Genomic DNA, 19,974 nt, shown 5'->3' with positions numbered 1-19,974 from the left:
ACGCACTTGAATGTCTAAAATTTGCTTCAATACAGAGTCGTTACACGTGGCGCTTTTGTCGTGCGTTGAGCTTGTTTAAAAGTCTCATACGAAATCATTTGTATTACGTGTCTCACACTTTTATTGGATTTTCGTCACCAATAACAAACCAAAAGGCTGACCCCAAAATGTTAGTAACAAAGATTGAAACGGAACGATTAATTCTAAGAGAGCTAGTTGAAGATGATGCAAGCGAATTGTTTGACATCTTCTCAGACCATGAGGTCATGAAATATTGGAACTCTGGCCCTTGGGTTTCAATTGAAGAAGCGCGGACATTTATAGCCAAGAGTACACAGGCCATGAATAGCAATACAGAAGTGACACTAGGCATCTTCCTAAAGAGCAATGGCCAACTTCTGGGTAAGATAATGCTGTTTAATCACGTGAAAGAGTCTAGGCGCGCAGAAATTGGCTTTGGCGTTAGTCGTCATTTCTGGGGTAAAGGCATTGTATTAGAGGCGGGAACTGCATTAATCGAACACGCCTTCAAAACACTGAATCTACGTCGAATCGAGGCTGAGATAGATCCAGACAATGCTTCTTCAGGTAAAGTCTTGGAACGGTTAGGTTTTATAAAGGAAGGTTTCCTAAGGCAGCGTTGGGAAGTGAATGGAGTAGTCTCAGATTCCGCAATTTACGGGTTGTTAGCTAACCCCTAGGCAGCGTTTAGTACCCGGCCTTAAAAGCATCTAATAGATCTAGCCTGCTCGTACTCAATACACAGCCTTACACTTGACGGCGAGGTTTCTTGAATTGACTTGGTGGTCACTGAATGTACTATCAAGGATAGGACTTACTGCAAGGATAGCAGCATGAGCGAGAAATTATTTTGGGTTAATCCCTACCAAACAGAACTTAACTCAAGAGTGACCAATGTAGACGGAAATAAGGTTGAATTGGACCAGACTATCTTCTTTGCAGAGTCTGGAGGCCAAGAGAGTGATAAAGGAACGATTAATGGTATTCCGGTTTTGATTGCTCAAAAGTTAGGTGTTCGACTTATTTACACATTGGAATCCTCTCCCAATTTTACTCTTGGTGACATTGTAACTACGAATATTGATTGGAAGCGTAGATACGCCTTAATGAAGCTACACTTTGCGGCTGAAGTGGTGCTCGAGATGTTTTATCAGCGTCGGGAAGGCATTGTTAAGATAGGCGCGCATATTTCTGAAAATAAGAGTCGCATAGATTTCGAGTGGTCTGAAAGTATTGGCCCGCTATTGAAAGAAATTGAAACTGATGTGCAAGATTTGATTAACTCTGATTCAGTTATTATTAGTGACTTTTCCGATCAAGAGAGCGAAAGAAGGTATTGGAGAGTGGATGGGTTTGCGCAAGTACCTTGCGGTGGCACTCATTTAAAGCGCACATCAGAAGTCGGCCAAATTCAATTAAAACGCAAGAACATCGGTAAAGGCAAAGAAAGGGTAGAGATAACCTTATGCTCGTAAGTCGATAGGGCATTAGAAATAGATTCCTAACACGTGGCATTTTAATTCATGTGAGATTCACATTTGCGATATGATGGTTGAGATTGAGGGCGTGTTGGCTACTTCTTAACGAAAGGTTACAGGGGCGAGAGGATGATATGTCGAAAGTAACATTGAAAGGCTTTATTTTAGTTCCGGAAAAGGATTTAGAATTAGTAAAACATGCGTTAATAACTCACAAAAGGCTCACGTTAGAAGAGCCGGGCTGCCTTACTTTTCTTGTGACTCAAAGCTCGACTAATCCTTTTCGTTTTGATGTCTATGAGGAGTTCGTCGACAAAGCCTCTTTTAAGCAACATCAGGAAAGAGTTCAAGCCTCACATTGGGGAAAAGTAACTGCCAATGTTAAACGTCAATACGAAATCTTTGAATGTGTGCATGACTAATCGAATCGGAGTGATTTAGAGCGTTTACGCTTTGTTTTTTAGGTTGTTCTACGCTCTACTATGTTGCTTTATTCATCTATTAACCTGGCTTAGTGTTCCTGATACTTTGCCGTATTAAATCTAGAAATTTTAATGGAAGTGTTATGTTTAGAGTTGTGTATGAATGGCGTGTGCCAAGTGAAAAAATGGATGAGTTTCAAAATATATGGCGTTCGACGACAGATTCAATTCATCAGTCAGTAGATGGGGCGCTTGGTAGTTTTATGCTTCGTGCTTACGATGTACCGGAAAAGGTTTTAACTATTGCCAAGTGGCGAACACGTGAAGACTGGGAGCGGTTTTGGGGAACTAGTAACCCAGAAAAAATGAAGAAGATGAGTGAAATTGCAGAGCGTATTTCAGTTGAACCATTCGATGAAATTGAAGATAGAACTAAGTAGGGCTAGAAGCAAACAACAGAAACGTTAAAGTGATGCCTAATGCACAGTTTGGCGGATAATATGAAAGACAACCTTAACGAAGGAATAGGGTTATGCAGATTTTAATCGTTGGAGGTAGTAAAGGGCTAGGAAGGTTCTTGGCTACGAACTTACAGGGTACAGAAATTTATGCGATTTCTAGATCAAAGCTAGTTGAGGGGGGAGTCGCCTCTGTTTGTATTGACGTTGATCCCGGTAAAAAACCAGATTATACGTGCTTCAAAGGTGTAGAGTTTGACATCATCGTTTATTTGGCGTCGATGTGGGGAGAGTCTTCAGAATTGACAACAAGCGAACTGATTGAGTTTATGAATGTTGGCCCGATTGGGTATCTTAATTTAGTCAATGAGCTTAACGCTTTAGGTTCACTTAACGATAAATGCAATATTGTATCTATTGGCTCTACAGCAGAGCTTTCAGAAAGTAGTGAATACCCTGCATTCGCCCTCAGTAAAAGATTACTCAAAGATATTTCTAGCCAGCTGCAAAACGTTTATCGTGATTACCGCTTTACTCACTTTACAATAGGTGGGATCGGGCATGCTGAAGAGGAACGTATTGAGTATTCGAGTGTTTTGGAGATTATAAATATGCTAACCAAGCTTGATCCAAACACATACCTTTCAAATATGCATATAAAGTCCAAGCTAGGAATGTAGCTCTCAAGCTGTATTACGTACCTGTTTCTATGGTTTGGCATCATGTGCATTCTTTTTATTGAGCTATGGTTATAACTCCAATGAAAGGAGTTTACTTATGTCATACATTGATGGGTTTGTCGCTGCAGTACCGACAGCGAATAAAGAAAAGTATATCGCACACGCAAAAATAGCAGCAGAAATGTTCAGGGAGTTTGGGGCCTTAAAGGTTGTTGAGACGTGGGGGAGTGAAGTACCAGATGGTGAGATCACATCATTTCCCATGGCAGTTAACGCTGAAAGCAACGAAACCGTTGTGTTTTCGTGGGTAGTCTGGCCTTCAAAAGAAGTTCGGGACTCAGGGTGGCAGCGGATCATGGCTGATCCTCGAATGAGTCCAGACAATAACCCAATGCCCTTTGATGGAAAGCGTCTCATTTATGGCGGATTTGATGTTATTTTGGAGCAGTAAAATACCAAAGAATCTCAACTCGATTCGTAACACTTGGTGTTTTAATCAGTATTACGCTTCTGATGTACGTTCAATAGAGTATTCCGCGATAAGTGTTGATAAAACTCCATTTGGAGGCTTAGAGTAAAAATGGAAGAGATAAATTATTCACTGATTGTCGTATCAGCTATCGCTGCCATCGCTAGCCCCGGACCTGCAACTCTTGCGATAGCAGGCACGTCAATGAACCACGGTCGGCGCTTTGGTGGGTATTTGGCTGCAGGTGTTTTAACGGGGTCTTTATTTTGGTCAACCTCAGCCGCTTTTGGTCTCGCAACCATACTCTATAGCAATGTTTGGCTTTTTGAAATTCTTAGATATTGTGGGGCATTTTATCTTTTATATTTGGCTTTAAAGTCTGTACATTCTGCCTGCAACATCGAGCAGCTAAAGTTACCCAAAACATACGTAACGACAAAGAAGGGTAACTACTTAACCGGAGTGTTAATTCACTTAACTAACCCAAAGGCTATTCTGTTTTTCGGTGCGCTTTATTCGATAGGGGTTCCTCCTAAGGCCAGTCCGTTGGAATTGTTGTCGGTCATTTTTGTTGTGGGGCTGGTTAGTGCTTTGGTTTTCTTTGGCTATGCTTTTCTTTTCGCGCATAAAAAGGTCAGACAAATCTATCTCAGATCCAAAGCAGTTTTTGAAGGCGTGTTCGCGTTATTTTTTGGTGTAGCAAGTATTAAGTTGCTGCTTAGTGAGGCAGGAAAATGAAGCACAAAAGGCTTGAAGAAATAAGAATAGATAATCTATCTGATTTGACGGTCTATTAAGTATACTAAGTAGCCGATTTGTTAACTTCCATAAGAGCTGCTGGCTAGAAAAAGCTTACAACCAAATGATGCTAAATATTATCATTCAAAGGGCTAACAAAGGCCCATAATTTAATTCGTATCACTGTTCATGATTGTGCTCTTCGCGCAGTGCTGTAGTATTAGTAACGTGTTGTTAATACGAAATATAACCAATTGAAACCTGGACGTTGCATTACTTGTAGTTCGATGAAATGTTATCCCGCAAGACGTTAATTTGGAGAAAAGAATGGATTCAAACTCACTATTATTATTTGTTGTCGCTTGTCTCGCTATCAACATGATTCCTGGACCTGATGTAATTTATATTGTTTCCAATACAATGAAAGGTAAATTATCTGCTGGGCTGAAAGCGGCTCTGGGGCTTGGTGTTGGTTACTTTTTTCATACACTAGCGGCATGTTTAGGTTTGTCAGCAATAATTCTGAGTTCATCTTTGGCTTTTAGCGTTGTTAAATGGTTAGGGGCCGCTTACCTAGTTTATTTAGGTGTTCAGTCATTACTGTCTATGTGGCGTGGAGAAAGTAAAATCGTTGAAAACAAAAATGTTGATAATAATAAAAATGTGTTTGTTCAGGGGGTTATCGTCAGCGTCTTGAATCCAAAAGTAGCGCTATTCTTTCTCTCGTTTCTGCCTCAATTTATTGATACGTCTGCAAGCTCAACATCAATGCAATTATTAGTACTTGGCTTGCTGTTCAGCGTACTTGCGACGACATGTAACGTTTTGTACGCATCTGTGGGTAATTGGGTATTTAGTCGTCCACACTCTCAGCGTTATTCAAGAACTCTTGAAGGTGTTTCAGGTATTCTACTTATCAGTCTAGCGAGTAAAGTGGCATTTAGTGATCGTTAGATACAGGGCATTTTATTCTCGTGATTATTATATGGCTAATGTTTGCTCAATCCATACGTTAAATGAGTGCTATTGCATAGGTTGAATCACAAATTTCAAAAATACCAATAAGTGAACGTATTTATTTATAGTATGGTTGGCGCGATTTTATCGTAGCTAGGTTAATAACATGAAAAATAAAGTAATTCTGTGTTCCGCATTCCTTTTGGGTTTGTCAGGTTGTGCTTCTGTTCCTACTGTTGATTCGACAGTATCAAATCAAATGAAATCATTTGAAGCACCTCAAAAGGGGAACGCAGGGATTTACATTTACCGAGAAGATGCTTTTGTCGGAGCAGCACTTAAAAAGTATGTTTACGTCGATGGGGAATGTATTGGTGAAACCGCTCCTGGTGTATTCTTCTACCATGAGGTCGAAGGCAATAAAGAACATCAAGTAAGTACAGAGTCTGAGTTTTCTGAAAATCACTTAACTATCTTAACGGAAGAGGGCCGTAATTATTTCGTTAATCAATACATTAAAATGGGTGTATTTGTTGGTGGTGCGGGCGTAGAACTCGTAGACGAAAGCAAAGGTAAAGCAGAAGTACTAAAAGTCGACATGGCAGAAAAAGGAAACTGTTCTTCGATCTAGTTTTACTAACAGACGCTTTTTAGATTAAAAAACACATTATCAATGTAACCCAACGCTTGATGAGATCCATTTAGCGTTGGGTTTTGTATTTTTGGCAAACAGTATACCTATTTCAGACCGCATGATTTGCCACCTCCTAGCTTGAGCCCACTTATTGTTCAAAGAATCTACTTGTGAAACGTTAATTCTCGAGAGGATTTCGTAGGGAGCAATCCTACATACGCGATTAACTGATATGTCATTCCATCATTAACCTTGTCGAGTGTATTGCTAAACTAGGTAGCGGTGTGTCTCCTCTCATTAAACAAATAATAGGTATATCAGTTTTAGCTTCTATCCCTTTACATCATGTACTCGGAGCGCAATTTAAAATCAAAGGACTAACGCCAAGATTAGAGAAAAATCTTGAAAATCACCTTACACCACTAACGAAACTCTCTGTTTCAAACATTACCTCAAATCGACTAACGCAGGTGGTTAATAACGCATTAAACCCTTATGGCTACTATCATTCCGAGCTCAGAGTTCAGAGATCCGAGAATGATCTCATCACGCTTGAGGTCGACGCTGGGGAGGTGATGTTGGTGGCAAAATCTAACCTTGCCGTGTCGGGGGAGGCCTGTAACGATCAGGATTTCATCGAACTAATCAATCAAGCTCAACTTAAACAAGGGCAGCCGTTGCTTCATTCTGAGTACGACACACTAAAACGAAACTTGATTTCATTGGCTCAGCAAAAAGGTTACTTAGATGGGCGTTTTATCGAATCGTCTTTGGAAGTCATTCCAAGCTTGAATCAAGCCCATGTGAATCTGCATTTCTCTAGTGGTTCTCGTTACCAATTTGGAGAGCTCTCTGTCCTTACGTCGGGTATCGAAACGGCACGAATAGAAGCGATGAGAACGTTTGAGGGGGGCGACGATTTTGATACTTTGAAATTGAGTCAATATCAGGCCGATCTCTCCAGTACTGATTGGTTTCGCAGTGTGATTGTGAAAGCGGATTTCGAGGCGATATCCGATGGTCATAAGGTGCCGATAGAAGTGCTCGCAGAGCCGAGTTCACGCAATATTGTGCAAGTCGGTGGTGGGTATTCGACAGACTTGGGATTACGCGCTTCGCTAAACTGGACCAAGCCTTGGTATAACGCACGTGGACACAGTTTTGAGGCACAAGCGTACGCTTCCAAACCGGAACAATCGCTATTACTTGGCTACAAAATTCCCACCCAAAATGTCCTGACGGATTACTACGGGATTCAGTTTGAATCTAAGCATGTCGACTATCGAGACACATCGAGTTTTTCCAATGGTTTATCGTTTGAAAAACACTGGCAGTTAGACAGTGATTGGCAAAGCACCATGCACGTTCGTTATTTGCAAGAAAGTTATCGACAAGCGTCGGAGAATAACGAATCACAGTTGTTATTTCCGGGGGTGACATTTTCACTACTTGATCGCAAGAACGATCAATTAGAAGTAAAGCACCGTCACGTTTACTCATTGGAATACTCAGACCCTAATTTTTTCTCCGATTCTCGTTTGCTGCGTATTGAAGGCAACAGTGTGCTGTCTTGGGATATTAGTGAAAAACACAAGTTTCACTTTCGTTCCAATGTCGGTATTAATGTCGCTGACACTTTGAGCGATATTCCATCATCATTACGTTTCTTTGCGGGAGGTGATGGCAATCTTCGTGGTTATGGTTATGAATCCATCTCTCCGAGAGACGAAAATGGCGATTTAACGGGTGCTCGTTACATGTTTACTGCTGGGTTGGAATATCAATATCAGGTCTACAGCCAACTGTGGCTTGGGGCATTCTATGATGTTGGTGATGCCTTCAACGATAGGGTGGATTGGAAAAGCGGTACAGGGCTGAGTTTGATATGGAATTCAAAATACGTGCCCGTCAAAGTGGATTTTGCTTACGGTTTAGATGCTCCGCAAGGAGACCAATTCCGTGTTCACTTTTCGCTAGGCACGCAGTTTTAGCGGACATTAAAAAGGCTCTCATCCTTGCAGATAGAGAGCCTTTTAAGTCTTGATTGTTTAGAGTTCGAACTCACCATTCAGTTTCTTGAATATCCAGTTAGGCGCCTTATGCCATACACCATAGTTTGGATTCTTAGTATGGGTTTCATTCATTGATTGCCACTGAGTTTGGCCTTGTCCATCTCGAGATACTCGCCAAAACAGTTCATCTTTTTGTCGGGTTAAGTAGTGCATGACATGTTCTGCAAAGGCTTCGCTTTGGACCAACACACCAAATTCCACATTGAGGAAATCCGATCTTGGGTCGAAGTTTGATGAGCCGATATAAGTTAGCCGATCATCGAGTATCACCGTCTTGTTGTGATAATAAGTATCCGCATGGAAGTAATGGTCATCATTTTTCGCTTGGTTTTTGTACTCAAGTATATGAACGCCCTTATCCAACAGGGTTTGGCGATGTTTCTCGTAATAAGCCGGAATAAAGCCAGAATCATTAGAAGCAGACGAGTTCGTCATTAACGTGATGTCCGCTTTTTGCTCCACCAAGGTATCAATAAAGGCAAATTCACCATCACTCGGTACCACGTAAGGCGTTGATATCACTGCTTTGGATGCAGTGGTTGTTTGTTGCCAAACTTGGTGTTCTGCCCGTTTTCTAAAGTAGGGTTTGTTGTTTTCTAACTTGTCTAATGAGTCGAAAACGGGGGTGACTTGCGCAGCAATGAAGTCGGGACTGGTCAGTTTTTTAACCTGTTTTTCAACTTCAGCCAGAATGATGCTTTTGTCTTTCTCACCTTTATTAAGCGCTTTAGTAAACGCGGAATAGTTTGGGGTAACGTTAACGATGTTTTCTATTGGCGTGACATGCTCGCTGTCCCAAAGTTGTTGGTAGTTCTGGGCGAACGCTCGAATAATGCTGCCTTTGAACAAGACATCCTTATCAAAGAAGTTGGCTTTGCGGCTGTAACCAAAATAGTCGTCGCCAATGTTACGTCCACCTAGAATCATCCATTGATGGTCGACGTTGAAGTACTTCTCGTGCAGACGATTGTCCAAACGTTGTTGGTGAGTAGAGAAGTTGACGACGCGACCAATCCAACCTGACTTACGTGAATCAAACGGATTGAATAAACGAATTTGAATGTTGTCGTGAGCGCTGAGATCAGCAAGCCATTTCTCGTTAAAAATCAATAAATCATCGAGAGTGAGTCGAACTTGCACGCCTCGATCTGCTGCTTGTTTGAGTTCATTGAGTAGCATCAAACCAAGCGTGTCACTCTCCCAAGAAAAGTAAGTCATATCGATGCTTTGCTGAGCGTTTCTTACCAGTTCAACACGACGAGCAAAGGCTTCTGGAGCGGTAGGAATTAAGTAAACTTCGGCTTGATGCTGAGTAGTTTGCCAATTGGCTTCAAAATCCGGTTCAACTTGAGGGTAGGGCTGGGCACAGCCAACCAACAGCGCGCCGAAGATAAAGAGTAGCAGAGCACGAATGGCGTTAGGAAACATGAGTAAACCTTCCTAATTATGTTCAAGGAATAAGGATGAAAAAAGCCAGCGAACTGGCTTTTAGGTATTCGGTAACGAGTTTTTAGTGACTGAAGATAACGTTACATGTGACTCAGAATCAGCCCAAGTTCCTCGAGACCATTGAGGCGACCTTGGCGCAGTTTTGGATCGATGCCTGAGTGATGAGCATTGTCCCAGTCTTGCGTGGATTGAATACCGCCATCGTTATCGATCAGCAGTACTCGATCAGTCGCGCTGTTGTATTGGAAGTCTTCAAATAAACGTTCGCTAAACCACATACGAGAGAGCTCGTTCATCATTGCTTTGTCTTTGCTACCTGGACGAACACTTGAACCATCAAGCTTTAATGCTTTATTAAACACAAATGGTAATTCCGATGCATTGCAAGCGCCGACAATACAACTGATGCTTTTGAGTAAATCGCCAACGTCGAGATCGCCATTTTCACCTTTGGTATTGTAAGTCCATACGTTGAATCCAGGTTTGTAGTCAAAGTAGTAGAAGCTTGGCGTTGCCCCTGTTGCTTCTTCAGTTGAAACTTTATGACGGTTTGGACCCGTGAAGAGCAAATCATGCAACGTGGTTTTGAATTGCTGCATGTTTTTGGTCGCACCATTTAGTTCGCTTTCATCGTTGGGGAAGAAGTCAGCCAGAGCAAGTAACTCCGTTGTTGAATCGGAGTTCCCCAAACCGAAGAACAACTTAGTCATCGTCTCATAAGCGGTGCTAGGCAGCAGTTCCAATAAGTCAGAAAGATCGAGTTCAATCGAAGCTGAATCGTTGAGTAATGAACGATATTCGGTGCGTAAACGGTTTAAGTTCGTTTCCGATTCTAGCCACTCCACCATGTATTCGACGATTAAGTTTTCGTCACCACTTTCAATGATTTCTGGCGCTTCTTGGCTCAAGATTTCAATAATAGTTGGGATCAAAAATGTCAGGCTCGGCAGCATGCCTAGAGTATTGCTTTCTGCACTGTTTGAGCCAATTACCGTCGGTACGATCCATTCACTCTCAATCGCTTGTTCAGTAAAGTGATAGCCTGGAACTTCTTTCACTAGAAACGCTGGTGGGCGATGCTCGATGTAAGGCGCAAATGGCATCAACGTAGCTAATGGGCTGTTGTCGCGTGTTGGACTGATAACCGGAATATTCGCAGCGGTCAGTACCCAGTTTTTGAGACGCTGAATAGGATCAAGCATCTCGCTCTGTACCTTCATAACCTCTTCAAGTGGTAGTAACGTCAGATCTTCAACGCTTTGCTCTGGTCTTTGGCTCTTGGCAACATCGTAACTTTTATATTCAAAGCCGTAAGCGTTGCTTTGCATGATGGCACGTTGAAAGTGCTCACCTGCGATTGCAGCATCGCCTTTTGATTGCTGTAAAATTCCTACCGACATGGCACCCGCACCTTGACCCATGAGTGTCACATTCTGCGGATTGCCGCCGAATGCCTCTATGTTTTGTTGAACCCATTCAAGCGCGTGTTTTTGATCACCTAGGCCAAAGTTACCGCCCTCAGGGTTGTCCAAACCATCGACCCAAACACTGCCCAGCAAGCCCAAACGATAGTTAAAAGTAACAGCAATAAACGGGTTACCATCGTCAGCACCTTGTGCAACCACCATATCACCATGAATCAGCGGTTCTGAGCCCGCGCCGTATTCAAAGTCTCCACCGTGAATAAAGACATAAACTGGCAAATCTGCGTACGCTTCTGTCCCGGCTGGTCGCCAAATGTTTAGATTCAAACAATCTTCTGACTGCGTTTGTGTGGTGGTTTTTAACTGCGGACACGCATCACCGAACTGAGTCGCATCAATATCGCCTTCAAGTGGGGCCACAATGCTGTGTTGAAAGCGGTCTGCTTGCGCAAATTGGATACCTTTGAACGCCTCTACCGCTGCCAGTTTTTCATCCGCATCAAGGGGTGTGATGACAAGGGACTCTTTAGTGGCTTGAATGGTCGCATCACCAATTTCCAAAGAGATTTGCTCTGGCGGTAACGGTTGTAATGGCTCCGGATCGTAAGGAACGCTAGGTTTACTTGAATCATCACCACAAGCCGCTAAGGCAAGAGTGATGGTAATGGCTAAAGTTGAGCGATTGAGTAAAGTCATTGTTATGTCCAAAAAGTCATTTGGTGCGTACACCGAAAATGTTAAACGGCATCTAACAAGCGACGTCCTGACGCTTTGGCATTAATCCGTGAATGGTTGGATGGCTTGTTGAATTGATGGCTCAAATGGTAGGACATCGGCGACAGTTTCAGTAATCGCCTTTGTAGGATGCAGTCCTACCATCGTATAGGGGCGGGCTCTTCCTGAGAGCTAGAAACGGTAACCAAGATTTAAGGTCACTGACTCTCGAGTTTCCCCTTTGTTATAGAGAAAGGTCAGGTTGTAGTTTTTGCCGATTTGCTTATTGAAACCAGTCAAAAACGCCCATTGATTAAGATCTACACCAATGTCGTAATCGAATTCGATATCACCGCTTTTTACATGCCCGTCCATTCGAGCGTCCAGTCCTTGATATTCTGCTCCGACAAAGAACTGCGTGCGATAATCGACAAGTTGATAACCCAACATCGGCTGTACAGTAACAATACCATCGCCCCAATCATCTAAGCCCTTTAAGCGAGTTTGCGAATAGGTACCAGTGACAGAAGCAAAGAATTCTTTATAGCCAACCGAAAGGGTTGTACCTATACCACGAAGGTCATATTCCAAATGCAGCGGCACGTCTAGGCGTCCGCGACTACAAAGTGCAGATAAACCATCGCAAAACTTATCACCTAATCCTGGCAGTTTATCGTTCAGCTTATCTTTTATGTACTGGCCACCTTCACCCGTGTAGGCGGCATCAACATTGGCATCGACATTAACTTTTCCGATGTAACCAAATACATTCCAAAATGGCAGGATGTTTACATCGCCACGAAGCGTCATGCTCTCAGCACTCACGATGCCGACACTGTCTTCGGGATCAAATAGTTCATTAAGGCCGATGCCTTCAATCGTGAAATCATTAAATGGAATATTCATATCTTGATTTCGATACGCTAGCGATACACCAAACGGCAGAGGCAAATCGATACCTTGACGACGAACCATATCACCCATTAAAGGAAAAACGCGGTCTAGCTTAACACTGGCTTCTTGCATGCGTGGATCAGAGACCTCATTCAAGCGTTTTTCGTCTAGTACTTGCACGCCAAGCTTATCTTCATAAATCGCTACCGGTTTTACGCTGCTCATCATTTCGAGGGGGTTATTTTTCTTTGAACCAACTATCTTGGTGTTTTTACTGGCAATCGCAATTTTGCCTGATGTTAACTTCTGGAAGAGGATCTCTTGATCGTAAGAATCCACTTGGTAGTTGTGATGTGTGAACGGTTTATCGTTGGTAATGACCATACGTTTCGGTTCACCATTAACCAACTCAATATCAACGCTTAAAAAGCGGAAGTAGGCGATATCTTGAGGAAGACCGTATTTTGAGTAATTAAAACTGATGATCACATTACCGTTCTGATCCTCTTTGGCTCTTACTGATGACGGATCAAAACTCTCTGCGTAGTTTCGAAGGCGGTATTCTGTTCGTGTGAAAGCTTCGATCTCATCAAGTACTTTTTCATTTTCATCGAGTTGTTCAGGGTTGTACTTGATACGCAGATCAATGTTGCCTTTGTTATCGGTGTTCTTAACCAAGTAGACGGACGAATCGCGAACGCTATCACCGATTTTAACACTTCGGTGGGCATGCTCTACCAAATGCTCGCCTTGAACTAGAGAGCTGATGGCCAGTTTTGGTAAATCATGACTGATACCGTATTTGTCGAACAGCGCTCGGCCTTGCTCGATTACTTCGTTGTAGGTCGTCGTCTCTTCAGCGGCGAAGCCAAAAGTGGGGGTAGTAAGCATTAGTGCGCTCGCGAGCACAGTAAGAGAAGACGTCTTGCCGGCGCGTAATTCAAAAAAACTCATGACAGTTTCCACTCTGAATAGTCTCAAACCTTCGAGACTCAGACAGTTAATGTGTCACTGAACTTCTTGTTCAGTTAGATAGATATGTTTGCTGTGATTGACGTTGTGAATGCATGGTTTTCGATTGCATTTCGTGAATCAATGAGAGGATTTTATGAGGTGAAGAGAAATCCCGTTAATCGCTTTTGATGGATACTATCCTCGCTTTATGGGTGAGGCAGGAATAGGGTAGTGAACAAAGCAACAAGCCCCGCAGAGCAAAAGCAATGCGGGGCTTTAGTTTCAAGAACGGAGGTGACGCTTAGACCGTAACGCGAACACGAAACAGATCAGTAAACAACTTGGCAATCATCAAAATGATCATAATGTTTACCAGCATCAGCAAGGGCGTTTCAATTCGATATGCTGGGGTTAAATTGAGCGCTCCTGATGTCAAGACAACCAATAAGTTAATACCTAGAATTCTGTGTACCATCAGCTTTGGTGTGGAAAATATCTTCCAAATTACGATGATGTTGATGAAGTAGAATAGCCCAAGCTGCCAAAGCTCGGTCATCATTGGCATTAGGAAAATGTATTGCAATAGAATCACCGTGCCAGTGCCTATCACACCAAAAAATGCATCTTTAATAATGCTTGGTGGCATAGTAGGAACGATTGAAGAGAACACGCCAGCTAGCATCGGAAAAATGAAACCTCCGGGTACGGGCAGATAAATCCAGATCAACAAAGAAGTGACGAACATGGATACACCTTGCAATACCTTTCTGCCGTCTTCATTCAAATGCTGGATAAACGTTCGATGCTCGTGATGCCAAACTGTGTTTTTCTCTCTTTGCATGACACAAGCAACGTGACCAATGAGCGAAGTACTTGGATTTCTAATATCAAAGCTTTGAAGTTGCTGCGTTAGCGTTGGCCAATCGATCTCACGACTTTGCGATTTATCTGCTTGTTCTAGCAATCGGTCTTGGATTTGTGCCATCTCATTTAAACGCGCACGCCATAGCTGACGATGTTCTTTCAAGTGGTAGCTGCCAGTAAGTGGTAAGCCGACCAGTTGGAACAACTTTTCTATGTTGGCGCTGTTGGTCTCAAGAGCTTCAATATCTATATCATTGGGCGATTTCATAGCGTTAAGCATCGCCTCTCTGCTGGTCTCAAAACGTTGAATGAAGTTTTGTTCTGTACTGACTGGCCAGACTAATCGGTACACAACAGAAAACGTGATCACACCAAGAATCGTCTCTTGCATGCGAAGAACAGCGAAGTGGAACGTTGCTTGACTATCAAATCCTCCCATACATGCGATGATGGAGCACACAGCAAAACCGATAGAGAACACATAACCATACTTTTCGTCGCTCGACATAAAAATGCACGCACCTAAAAACAAGGTGAAGAAGGTGAGAAACAAAAAGCGATCTTGAGAAAACGTCGTGATGAGGAAAAAGGCATAACCGATGCCAAGGAGGGTTCCTAATAAGCGATTATGACCTTTGTTTATTGAGTGAGCGAAGCTTTCATTTAATGCCATTACCGCGACTGCGATCGCTGCCCAATACGGTTTCTCCCATTGAAACCATAAGGCAAGGCAGATCGCGATAACGATAGACAGCGCAGCTTTGATTGCTTCTTTGGTTGAGGCATTAAACATACATTCCACCGCATTATTGTTTGATGATTTTGATAGAGGCCGTCATACCAACACGTAGTTGAAAATCTTTCGGTAAGTGATCTAATTTAACTTTAATTGGAATGCGTTGAGCTAAGCGTATCCACTGAAAGTTAGGGTTCACATTGGGCAAAAGATCGTTACCAGTACTACCATCTTGCTTCGCAATGCCGTAGCCAATGCTTTTGATTTTGCCTTCCAGCACAGCTTCATTGTGCATCATTAAGGTCACGTAGGCTTTATCTTGTGGATCAACGCCAACTAAATCCGTTTCTTTGAAATATCCTTCGATCCAAAAGCTGTCTTCATCAATCAAAGCCACGACTGGGGAGTTAGCGACGACTTGAGAGCCGACGCGTAAGTTCAAATTAGTGATATAACCATTCGTTGGCGCATAAACTTTTGTGTAATCAAGGTTTAGCTTGGCTTCTTCAACATTGGCTTTCGCGAGTTCTACGTTGGCAACGGCTGTCTCCACCGCATTGTCTAGGTTATTCAATGTCAGTACAGGTACAGCGCCAGGTGTGCGCTTTTCTAACTTAAGTGCTCGCTGCTCTTCATTTTTGGCCTTTGCTAGTAATGCAATGGCTTGCTTTTGAGCTGCTAGCGCTTTGTGGTACGCCGCTTTATAGATGCTTGGGTCAATCTCAAACAGCAAATCGCCTTGTTTCACTTGCGAATTGTCTTCGACGTAGACTTGGATGATTTGTCCTGTTACGCGGGGGGTTATAGAAACGATGTGCGCGCTAACTTGGCCATCTCTAGTCCAAGGGTTGTCAGAGTATGATTGGTAGTAGCTGAAAATCACGGTGCCAGCGGAACACAGTAATAGCAGTGTGATGAGATAACGTTTTATCACGGAATTTGCCTCAAAATATGGTAATGAATCGACCAATAACGCCAGTAAAAATCACAATTAGGCTTAGCTCAGCGAGCGCAGGAAATGCAACGTATTTGTGGAGTCCCAGTTTTGTTGCAACGGTTCCAACCAAAATGGTGAGCATGTAAGCCAATGCAATAACCAGCAACAAGGGAGGGAAGTAAACTTCGCCCCACACAAGTTCATGTGGCATTGAGTTCATGGTGTTTTTCTCTATTAACTTGATGAATGTAAAGATAAGGCAAGTGATGGCATCAGTGATAATCGCTTTTGTAGGATCTAATCCATCAAGAGAAAGGTGTTATGCGCTATATAGAGGGAATAGCGCAACAAAGTAGCTTTTTGGACAGTGAAAATAAAAATAAATTTATTTTCCAATTTATTTGATGTTCATTTCAGACCACTAAGTTATTAAATTTTCGACAATTATTGTTCAATGTTTGCGTTTGAATATGCGAAGTGATGGTTTCATCCTTCAAATGGGATTACGAGTTGTGAGGTTTTGTTTCTAATATTCGCTTCGAAGCAAACGAGATGCTTTTTAAATTAAATAATCCAACAAATATGAGTGACAGATTATTCGTTAGATTATTTGAGGTTTATATTTATTAGTAAGAGTAAAATTGTCATGGAAATTATTTCTAACCTTTTTGACATGGCACCATTTGTTGCTCTCTTTATTACGCTCTCTCTCGGTTATATGGTAGGTAAAATTACCATTGGTCGATTTGTTCTTGGCGGTGTTGCGGGAACATTATTAATGGGTGTAATTATTGGGCAATTTGGTGTTCATATTGATCCCGGCGTAAAAAGCATTTTCTTTGCGCTCTTTATTTACGCAGTAGGGTATCAAGGTGGTGCGCAGTTCTTTAAAGCATTGAACTTTAGAACCATCAACATTCTACTTTCTGCTGTAGTGATGACGGTTTCTGGCCTGCTTTGTGTACTAGCAGCAGCTTGGATGTTTGATCTAGACAGAGGTACGGCAGCAGGCCTTGCAGCTGGTGGTTTGACTCAATCGGCAATCATCGGTACAGCGGGTGATGCGATCGCACGTCTTGGTGGTGTGACAGAAGAAGCGAAGCACCTAATGCAGACCAACGTCGCAGTAGGCTACGCGGTTACGTACATCTTTGGTTCGCTTGGTCCAATTCTGATGGTGACATGGGTATTCCCAACACTGATGAAGTGGGATATCCGAGCAGAAGCGATTGCGCTAGAAGAGAAAAATTCAAATGGTAAGCGTGATTTAGCGCCGGGTGAGTTCAACGCTATCACAGCGCTGGTTACACGAGCATTTAAAGTGAGCAAAGATGGTGGGCTAGCAGGCAAAACCTTAGCTCAGTTAAACCAACACGCTCTAGCTGCTTGTATTGAATTGATTCAACGTGATGGCAAAGTGCTAGAAGTGGACAAATTCACAGCACTGAAAGAAGGGGATGTCATTGTTGTAACTGGTCGTCGTAATGCGGTACATAAGCTGCAAGATGGTTTGGCTGACAACGAGATTGCACTTCCAGAAGGCTATGAAGTTATTGAAGAAAACCGTCAACTGATCGCAGACAACCGCAAACTGATTGGTAAGTCGCTGCAAGAGATTAAAGAGGCTTCGAACCAAGGCTCTATGCGCGGTATTTATGTGACAGACTATATTCGTGAAGGCAACTCAATTGAAATGACGCCGGATCTTGTGGTGAAGAAAAACGACGTCATCCAGCTTACAGGTACCGCAAAAGATATCAATCGCGTTGAGAAAAACATTGGTCAGCGAATGGGCTCAGCAAACGTGACTGACTTAATCGTGCTTGGTATGGGCATGGTGGTGGGCCTATTAATTGGTCTAATCAGTTTTAAGATTGCTGGTATTCCCGTCACTATCGGTTCTGGTGCAGGTTGTTTGATCTCAGGTTTGATCGTCGGTTGGTTGCGTAGCCGCAATCCGCATGTTGCTCAGTTTCCTGTGGGTGCCGCGAACTTTATTCGAGATTTCGGTTTGGCAGCATTTGTAGGCATTGTTGGCCTTGAGGCTGGGCCTCAAGCGGTCGACACCATCAAAGAACACGGTATGTCTCTGTTGTTCCTTGGCATGGGTGTAACGATTATCCCTCAGATTATTTCGTTCTTCTTCTCATATTTTGTATTGAAGATTAAGAACCCGGTTGAAGCACTTGGCTGTGTGACAGGTGGACGAAGTGCGAACCCAGCATTCGCGGCTTTAATGGAAAAAACAGGTAACGCAACGCCAGTATTCTCATTCACTGTGACTTATGCAGTCGCCAATGTCCTGCTTACCCTATGGGGTCCAATTATTGTCGGCATTATTACTTTAAACGCAGGCATGTAATTTAAATAAATTCGAACACGCTTATCGCCTAATTAAATAGGCGGTAGGGGAAGTATTATCCAAATTTTACTAAATAATAGATTCAGGTAAATATTATGACTACGCAAAACACAACAATTGATTTTTCAAAATTTGCAGATTTAAGCCCATTTGAATTAAAAGATAAACTAATTGAAGTGGCACAAACTGTTCCTGACCGCGCGTTATTAGATGCAGGTCGTGGTAATCCTAATTTTCTTGCGACACTACCACGTAAAGCGTTCATTCGTTTGGGTGAGTTCGCAATATTGGAAGCCGAGCGCACTTATTCATACCTAGATGGTGGTTTCGGTGGCATTCCAGATGGTGTGGGCATTGTTGAACGCTTCGATACGTTTGCAAGCAAGAATAAACAAGACCAAGGCGTACAGTTCTTGGAAAAGTCGCTGAGCTACGCAAAAGACCGTTTGGGTCTAGAGAAACAAGCATTCTTGAATGAACTGGTTAACGCATACCTTGCATGTAACTACCCAGTGCCACCACGTATGTTGACGAACATCGAAACCGTTGTGAAGCAATACATTGCAGAAGAGATGTACGGCCCAATGCCAATGACAACAGACTTCGATCTGTTTGCAACGGAAGGCGGTACGGCGTCTATGACGTACACCTTCCAAACTATGTTCAACAACGGTCTATTGAAGAAAGGTGACAAGGTTGCGCTAATCACTCCAATCTTTACGCCTTACCTAGAGATTCCAGAACTGAGTGAATACGAACTGGAAATCGTTGAACTACGTCTGGATGAGACAACATGGCAACTGCCGATGTCTGAAATCGAAAAGCTTGCAGATACAGGCATCAAACTGCTTTGTGTTGTTAACCCGGCAAACCCAGCGTCTGTGAAGTTCTCGGATGAGACTCTGGATAACCTATCAAATTTTGTGAACAACGAACGTAGCGACCTATTCATTGTGACTGACGATGTATACGGCACATTTGCGGACGACTTTGTCTCACTGTTTGCAAAACTGCCATACAACACGCTTTGTGTGTATTCGTTCTCTAAGTACTTCGGTGCAACAGGCTGGCGTTTAGGCTCGATTGCGATTCAACACAACAACGTGTTTGACGATGCAATGCGTAGCCTTCCTGAAGTGCGTCAACTTGAGTTGGACGATCGTTACAAAACGCTGACTCCGGAACCTCGTGAGATCAAGTTTATTGACCGTATCGTTGCCGACAGCCGTAGCGTAGCGCTTAACCACACAGCAGGTTTGTCGCTTCCTCAACAAGTTCAAATGGCGCTGTTCTCATTGAATTGTCTGATGGACTCAGAGAAAAACTACAAAGAAGCATGTAAACGCATCATTCGCGAGCGTTACAAAACTCTGTACAAAAACATGGGTGTAGAAATTGAAGAAAACAAAGATCGTGTGGACTACTACACACTGCTTGAGCTCGACACTCTGGGCGGCAAATTGTACGGACCAGCATTCGTTGAATGGTTCAAAGCGAGCGAGAAGGGCAAAGACTTCCTGTTCCGCCTTGCACATGAAACCGGCGTTATCCTACTTCCAGGCCAAGGCTTCGATGTAGTGCATGCATCAGTTCGAGTTTCGCTAGCAAACCTTACTCACCACGAATACGAGCTTATCGGTCGTGCAACACGCAAAGTGTTGGATGAGTACTTTGCTGAATTCAAAGGCTAATGAATCCAGCCTGATTAAGA

The 19,974-nt window shown here is 42.9% G+C and carries 18 protein-coding genes; 12 read left to right on the top strand and 6 right to left on the bottom strand.

Annotation, left to right across the window (positions count from 1 at the left end; translation table 11 throughout):
• Window positions 1–167 precede the first annotated feature (167 nt).
• The 10 genes from R7P72_RS17735 (at window position 168) to R7P72_RS17690 (ending at window position 7,848) form a co-directional block, all read left to right on the top strand.
• Complete coding sequence (locus R7P72_RS17735) at window positions 168–701, top strand: GNAT family N-acetyltransferase (protein WP_005377081.1); 534 nt, start codon at window positions 168–170, stop codon at window positions 699–701.
• Window positions 702–854: 153 nt separating this feature from the next.
• Window positions 855–1,496: an alanine--tRNA ligase-related protein gene (locus R7P72_RS17730; protein ID WP_005377082.1), complete on the top strand. Its 642-nt coding sequence runs from the start codon at window positions 855–857 to the stop codon at window positions 1,494–1,496.
• 137 nt (window positions 1,497–1,633) lie between these two features.
• Window positions 1,634–1,921: a putative quinol monooxygenase gene (locus tag R7P72_RS17725; protein ID WP_005377083.1), complete on the top strand. Its 288-nt coding sequence runs from the start codon at window positions 1,634–1,636 to the stop codon at window positions 1,919–1,921.
• 143 nt (window positions 1,922–2,064) lie between these two features.
• Window positions 2,065–2,361 (top strand): antibiotic biosynthesis monooxygenase family protein, encoded by a 297-nt coding sequence (locus tag R7P72_RS17720; protein ID WP_005377084.1) that lies wholly within the window; start codon window positions 2,065–2,067, stop codon window positions 2,359–2,361.
• A gap of 92 nt (window positions 2,362–2,453) precedes the next feature.
• Window positions 2,454–3,059 (top strand): hypothetical protein, encoded by a 606-nt coding sequence (locus R7P72_RS17715; protein WP_005377094.1) that lies wholly within the window; start codon window positions 2,454–2,456, stop codon window positions 3,057–3,059.
• Window positions 3,060–3,156: 97 nt separating this feature from the next.
• Window positions 3,157–3,510 (top strand): DUF1428 domain-containing protein, encoded by a 354-nt coding sequence (locus tag R7P72_RS17710; protein WP_005377096.1) that lies wholly within the window; start codon window positions 3,157–3,159, stop codon window positions 3,508–3,510.
• A 129-nt stretch (window positions 3,511–3,639) separates the two neighbouring features.
• Window positions 3,640–4,266 (top strand): LysE family translocator, encoded by a 627-nt coding sequence (locus R7P72_RS17705; protein ID WP_005377097.1) that lies wholly within the window; start codon window positions 3,640–3,642, stop codon window positions 4,264–4,266.
• Window positions 4,267–4,593: 327 nt separating this feature from the next.
• Window positions 4,594–5,220, top strand: a complete 627-nt coding sequence (locus R7P72_RS17700; protein ID WP_005377098.1) for a LysE family translocator — start codon at window positions 4,594–4,596, stop codon at window positions 5,218–5,220.
• A 169-nt stretch (window positions 5,221–5,389) separates the two neighbouring features.
• On the top strand, window positions 5,390–5,854 hold the full coding sequence (locus R7P72_RS17695; protein WP_005377099.1) for a DUF2846 domain-containing protein: 465 nt from the start codon (window positions 5,390–5,392) through the stop codon (window positions 5,852–5,854).
• Window positions 5,855–6,141: 287 nt separating this feature from the next.
• A complete protein-coding gene (locus tag R7P72_RS17690; protein ID WP_238972253.1) occupies window positions 6,142–7,848 on the top strand; it encodes an autotransporter assembly complex protein TamA in 1,707 nt (568 codons plus the stop codon).
• Window positions 7,849–7,905: 57 nt separating this feature from the next.
• Here R7P72_RS17690 and R7P72_RS17685 read toward each other — a convergent pair whose 3' ends face one another.
• The 6 genes from R7P72_RS17685 to R7P72_RS17660 form a co-directional block, all read right to left on the bottom strand.
• Window positions 7,906–9,357, bottom strand: a complete 1,452-nt coding sequence (locus tag R7P72_RS17685; RefSeq protein WP_318110736.1) for a phospholipase D family protein — start codon at window positions 9,355–9,357, stop codon at window positions 7,906–7,908.
• A 101-nt stretch (window positions 9,358–9,458) separates the two neighbouring features.
• Window positions 9,459–11,498 carry a carboxylesterase family protein gene (locus R7P72_RS17680; RefSeq protein ID WP_005377102.1) on the bottom strand — a complete coding sequence of 680 codons (2,040 nt, stop codon included), beginning with the start codon at window positions 11,496–11,498 and terminating at the stop codon, window positions 9,459–9,461.
• A gap of 210 nt (window positions 11,499–11,708) precedes the next feature.
• On the bottom strand, window positions 11,709–13,364 hold the full coding sequence (locus R7P72_RS17675; RefSeq protein WP_005377103.1) for a hypothetical protein: 1,656 nt from the start codon (window positions 13,362–13,364) through the stop codon (window positions 11,709–11,711).
• A gap of 301 nt (window positions 13,365–13,665) precedes the next feature.
• Window positions 13,666–15,021 (bottom strand): FUSC family protein, encoded by a 1,356-nt coding sequence (locus R7P72_RS17670; protein WP_005377104.1) that lies wholly within the window; start codon window positions 15,019–15,021, stop codon window positions 13,666–13,668.
• 13 nt (window positions 15,022–15,034) lie between these two features.
• Window positions 15,035–15,898 (bottom strand): HlyD family secretion protein, encoded by an 864-nt coding sequence (locus R7P72_RS17665; RefSeq protein ID WP_005377105.1) that lies wholly within the window; start codon window positions 15,896–15,898, stop codon window positions 15,035–15,037.
• 10 nt (window positions 15,899–15,908) lie between these two features.
• On the bottom strand, window positions 15,909–16,121 hold the full coding sequence (locus tag R7P72_RS17660) for a DUF1656 domain-containing protein (protein WP_005377106.1): 213 nt from the start codon (window positions 16,119–16,121) through the stop codon (window positions 15,909–15,911).
• Between the two features lie 426 nt (window positions 16,122–16,547).
• On the opposite strand from R7P72_RS17660, the gene aspT reads away from it, so the two are divergent.
• Window positions 16,548–18,263, top strand: coding sequence for an aspartate-alanine antiporter (gene aspT, locus R7P72_RS17655; protein WP_005377107.1), 1,716 nt, complete (start codon window positions 16,548–16,550; stop codon window positions 18,261–18,263).
• Between the two features lie 95 nt (window positions 18,264–18,358).
• Window positions 18,359–19,954, top strand: coding sequence for a bifunctional aspartate transaminase/aspartate 4-decarboxylase (locus tag R7P72_RS17650; RefSeq protein ID WP_053350320.1), 1,596 nt, complete (start codon window positions 18,359–18,361; stop codon window positions 19,952–19,954).
• Window positions 19,955–19,974: the final 20 nt, after the last annotated feature.

This window comes from Vibrio sp. Vb0888 (assembly GCF_033338835.1).
GTDB classification, from domain to species: domain Bacteria; phylum Pseudomonadota; class Gammaproteobacteria; order Enterobacterales; family Vibrionaceae; genus Vibrio; species Vibrio alginolyticus.
The sequence above is the reverse complement of the archived record's forward strand: the minus strand, read 5'-3'. Positions and strand labels throughout refer to the sequence as shown.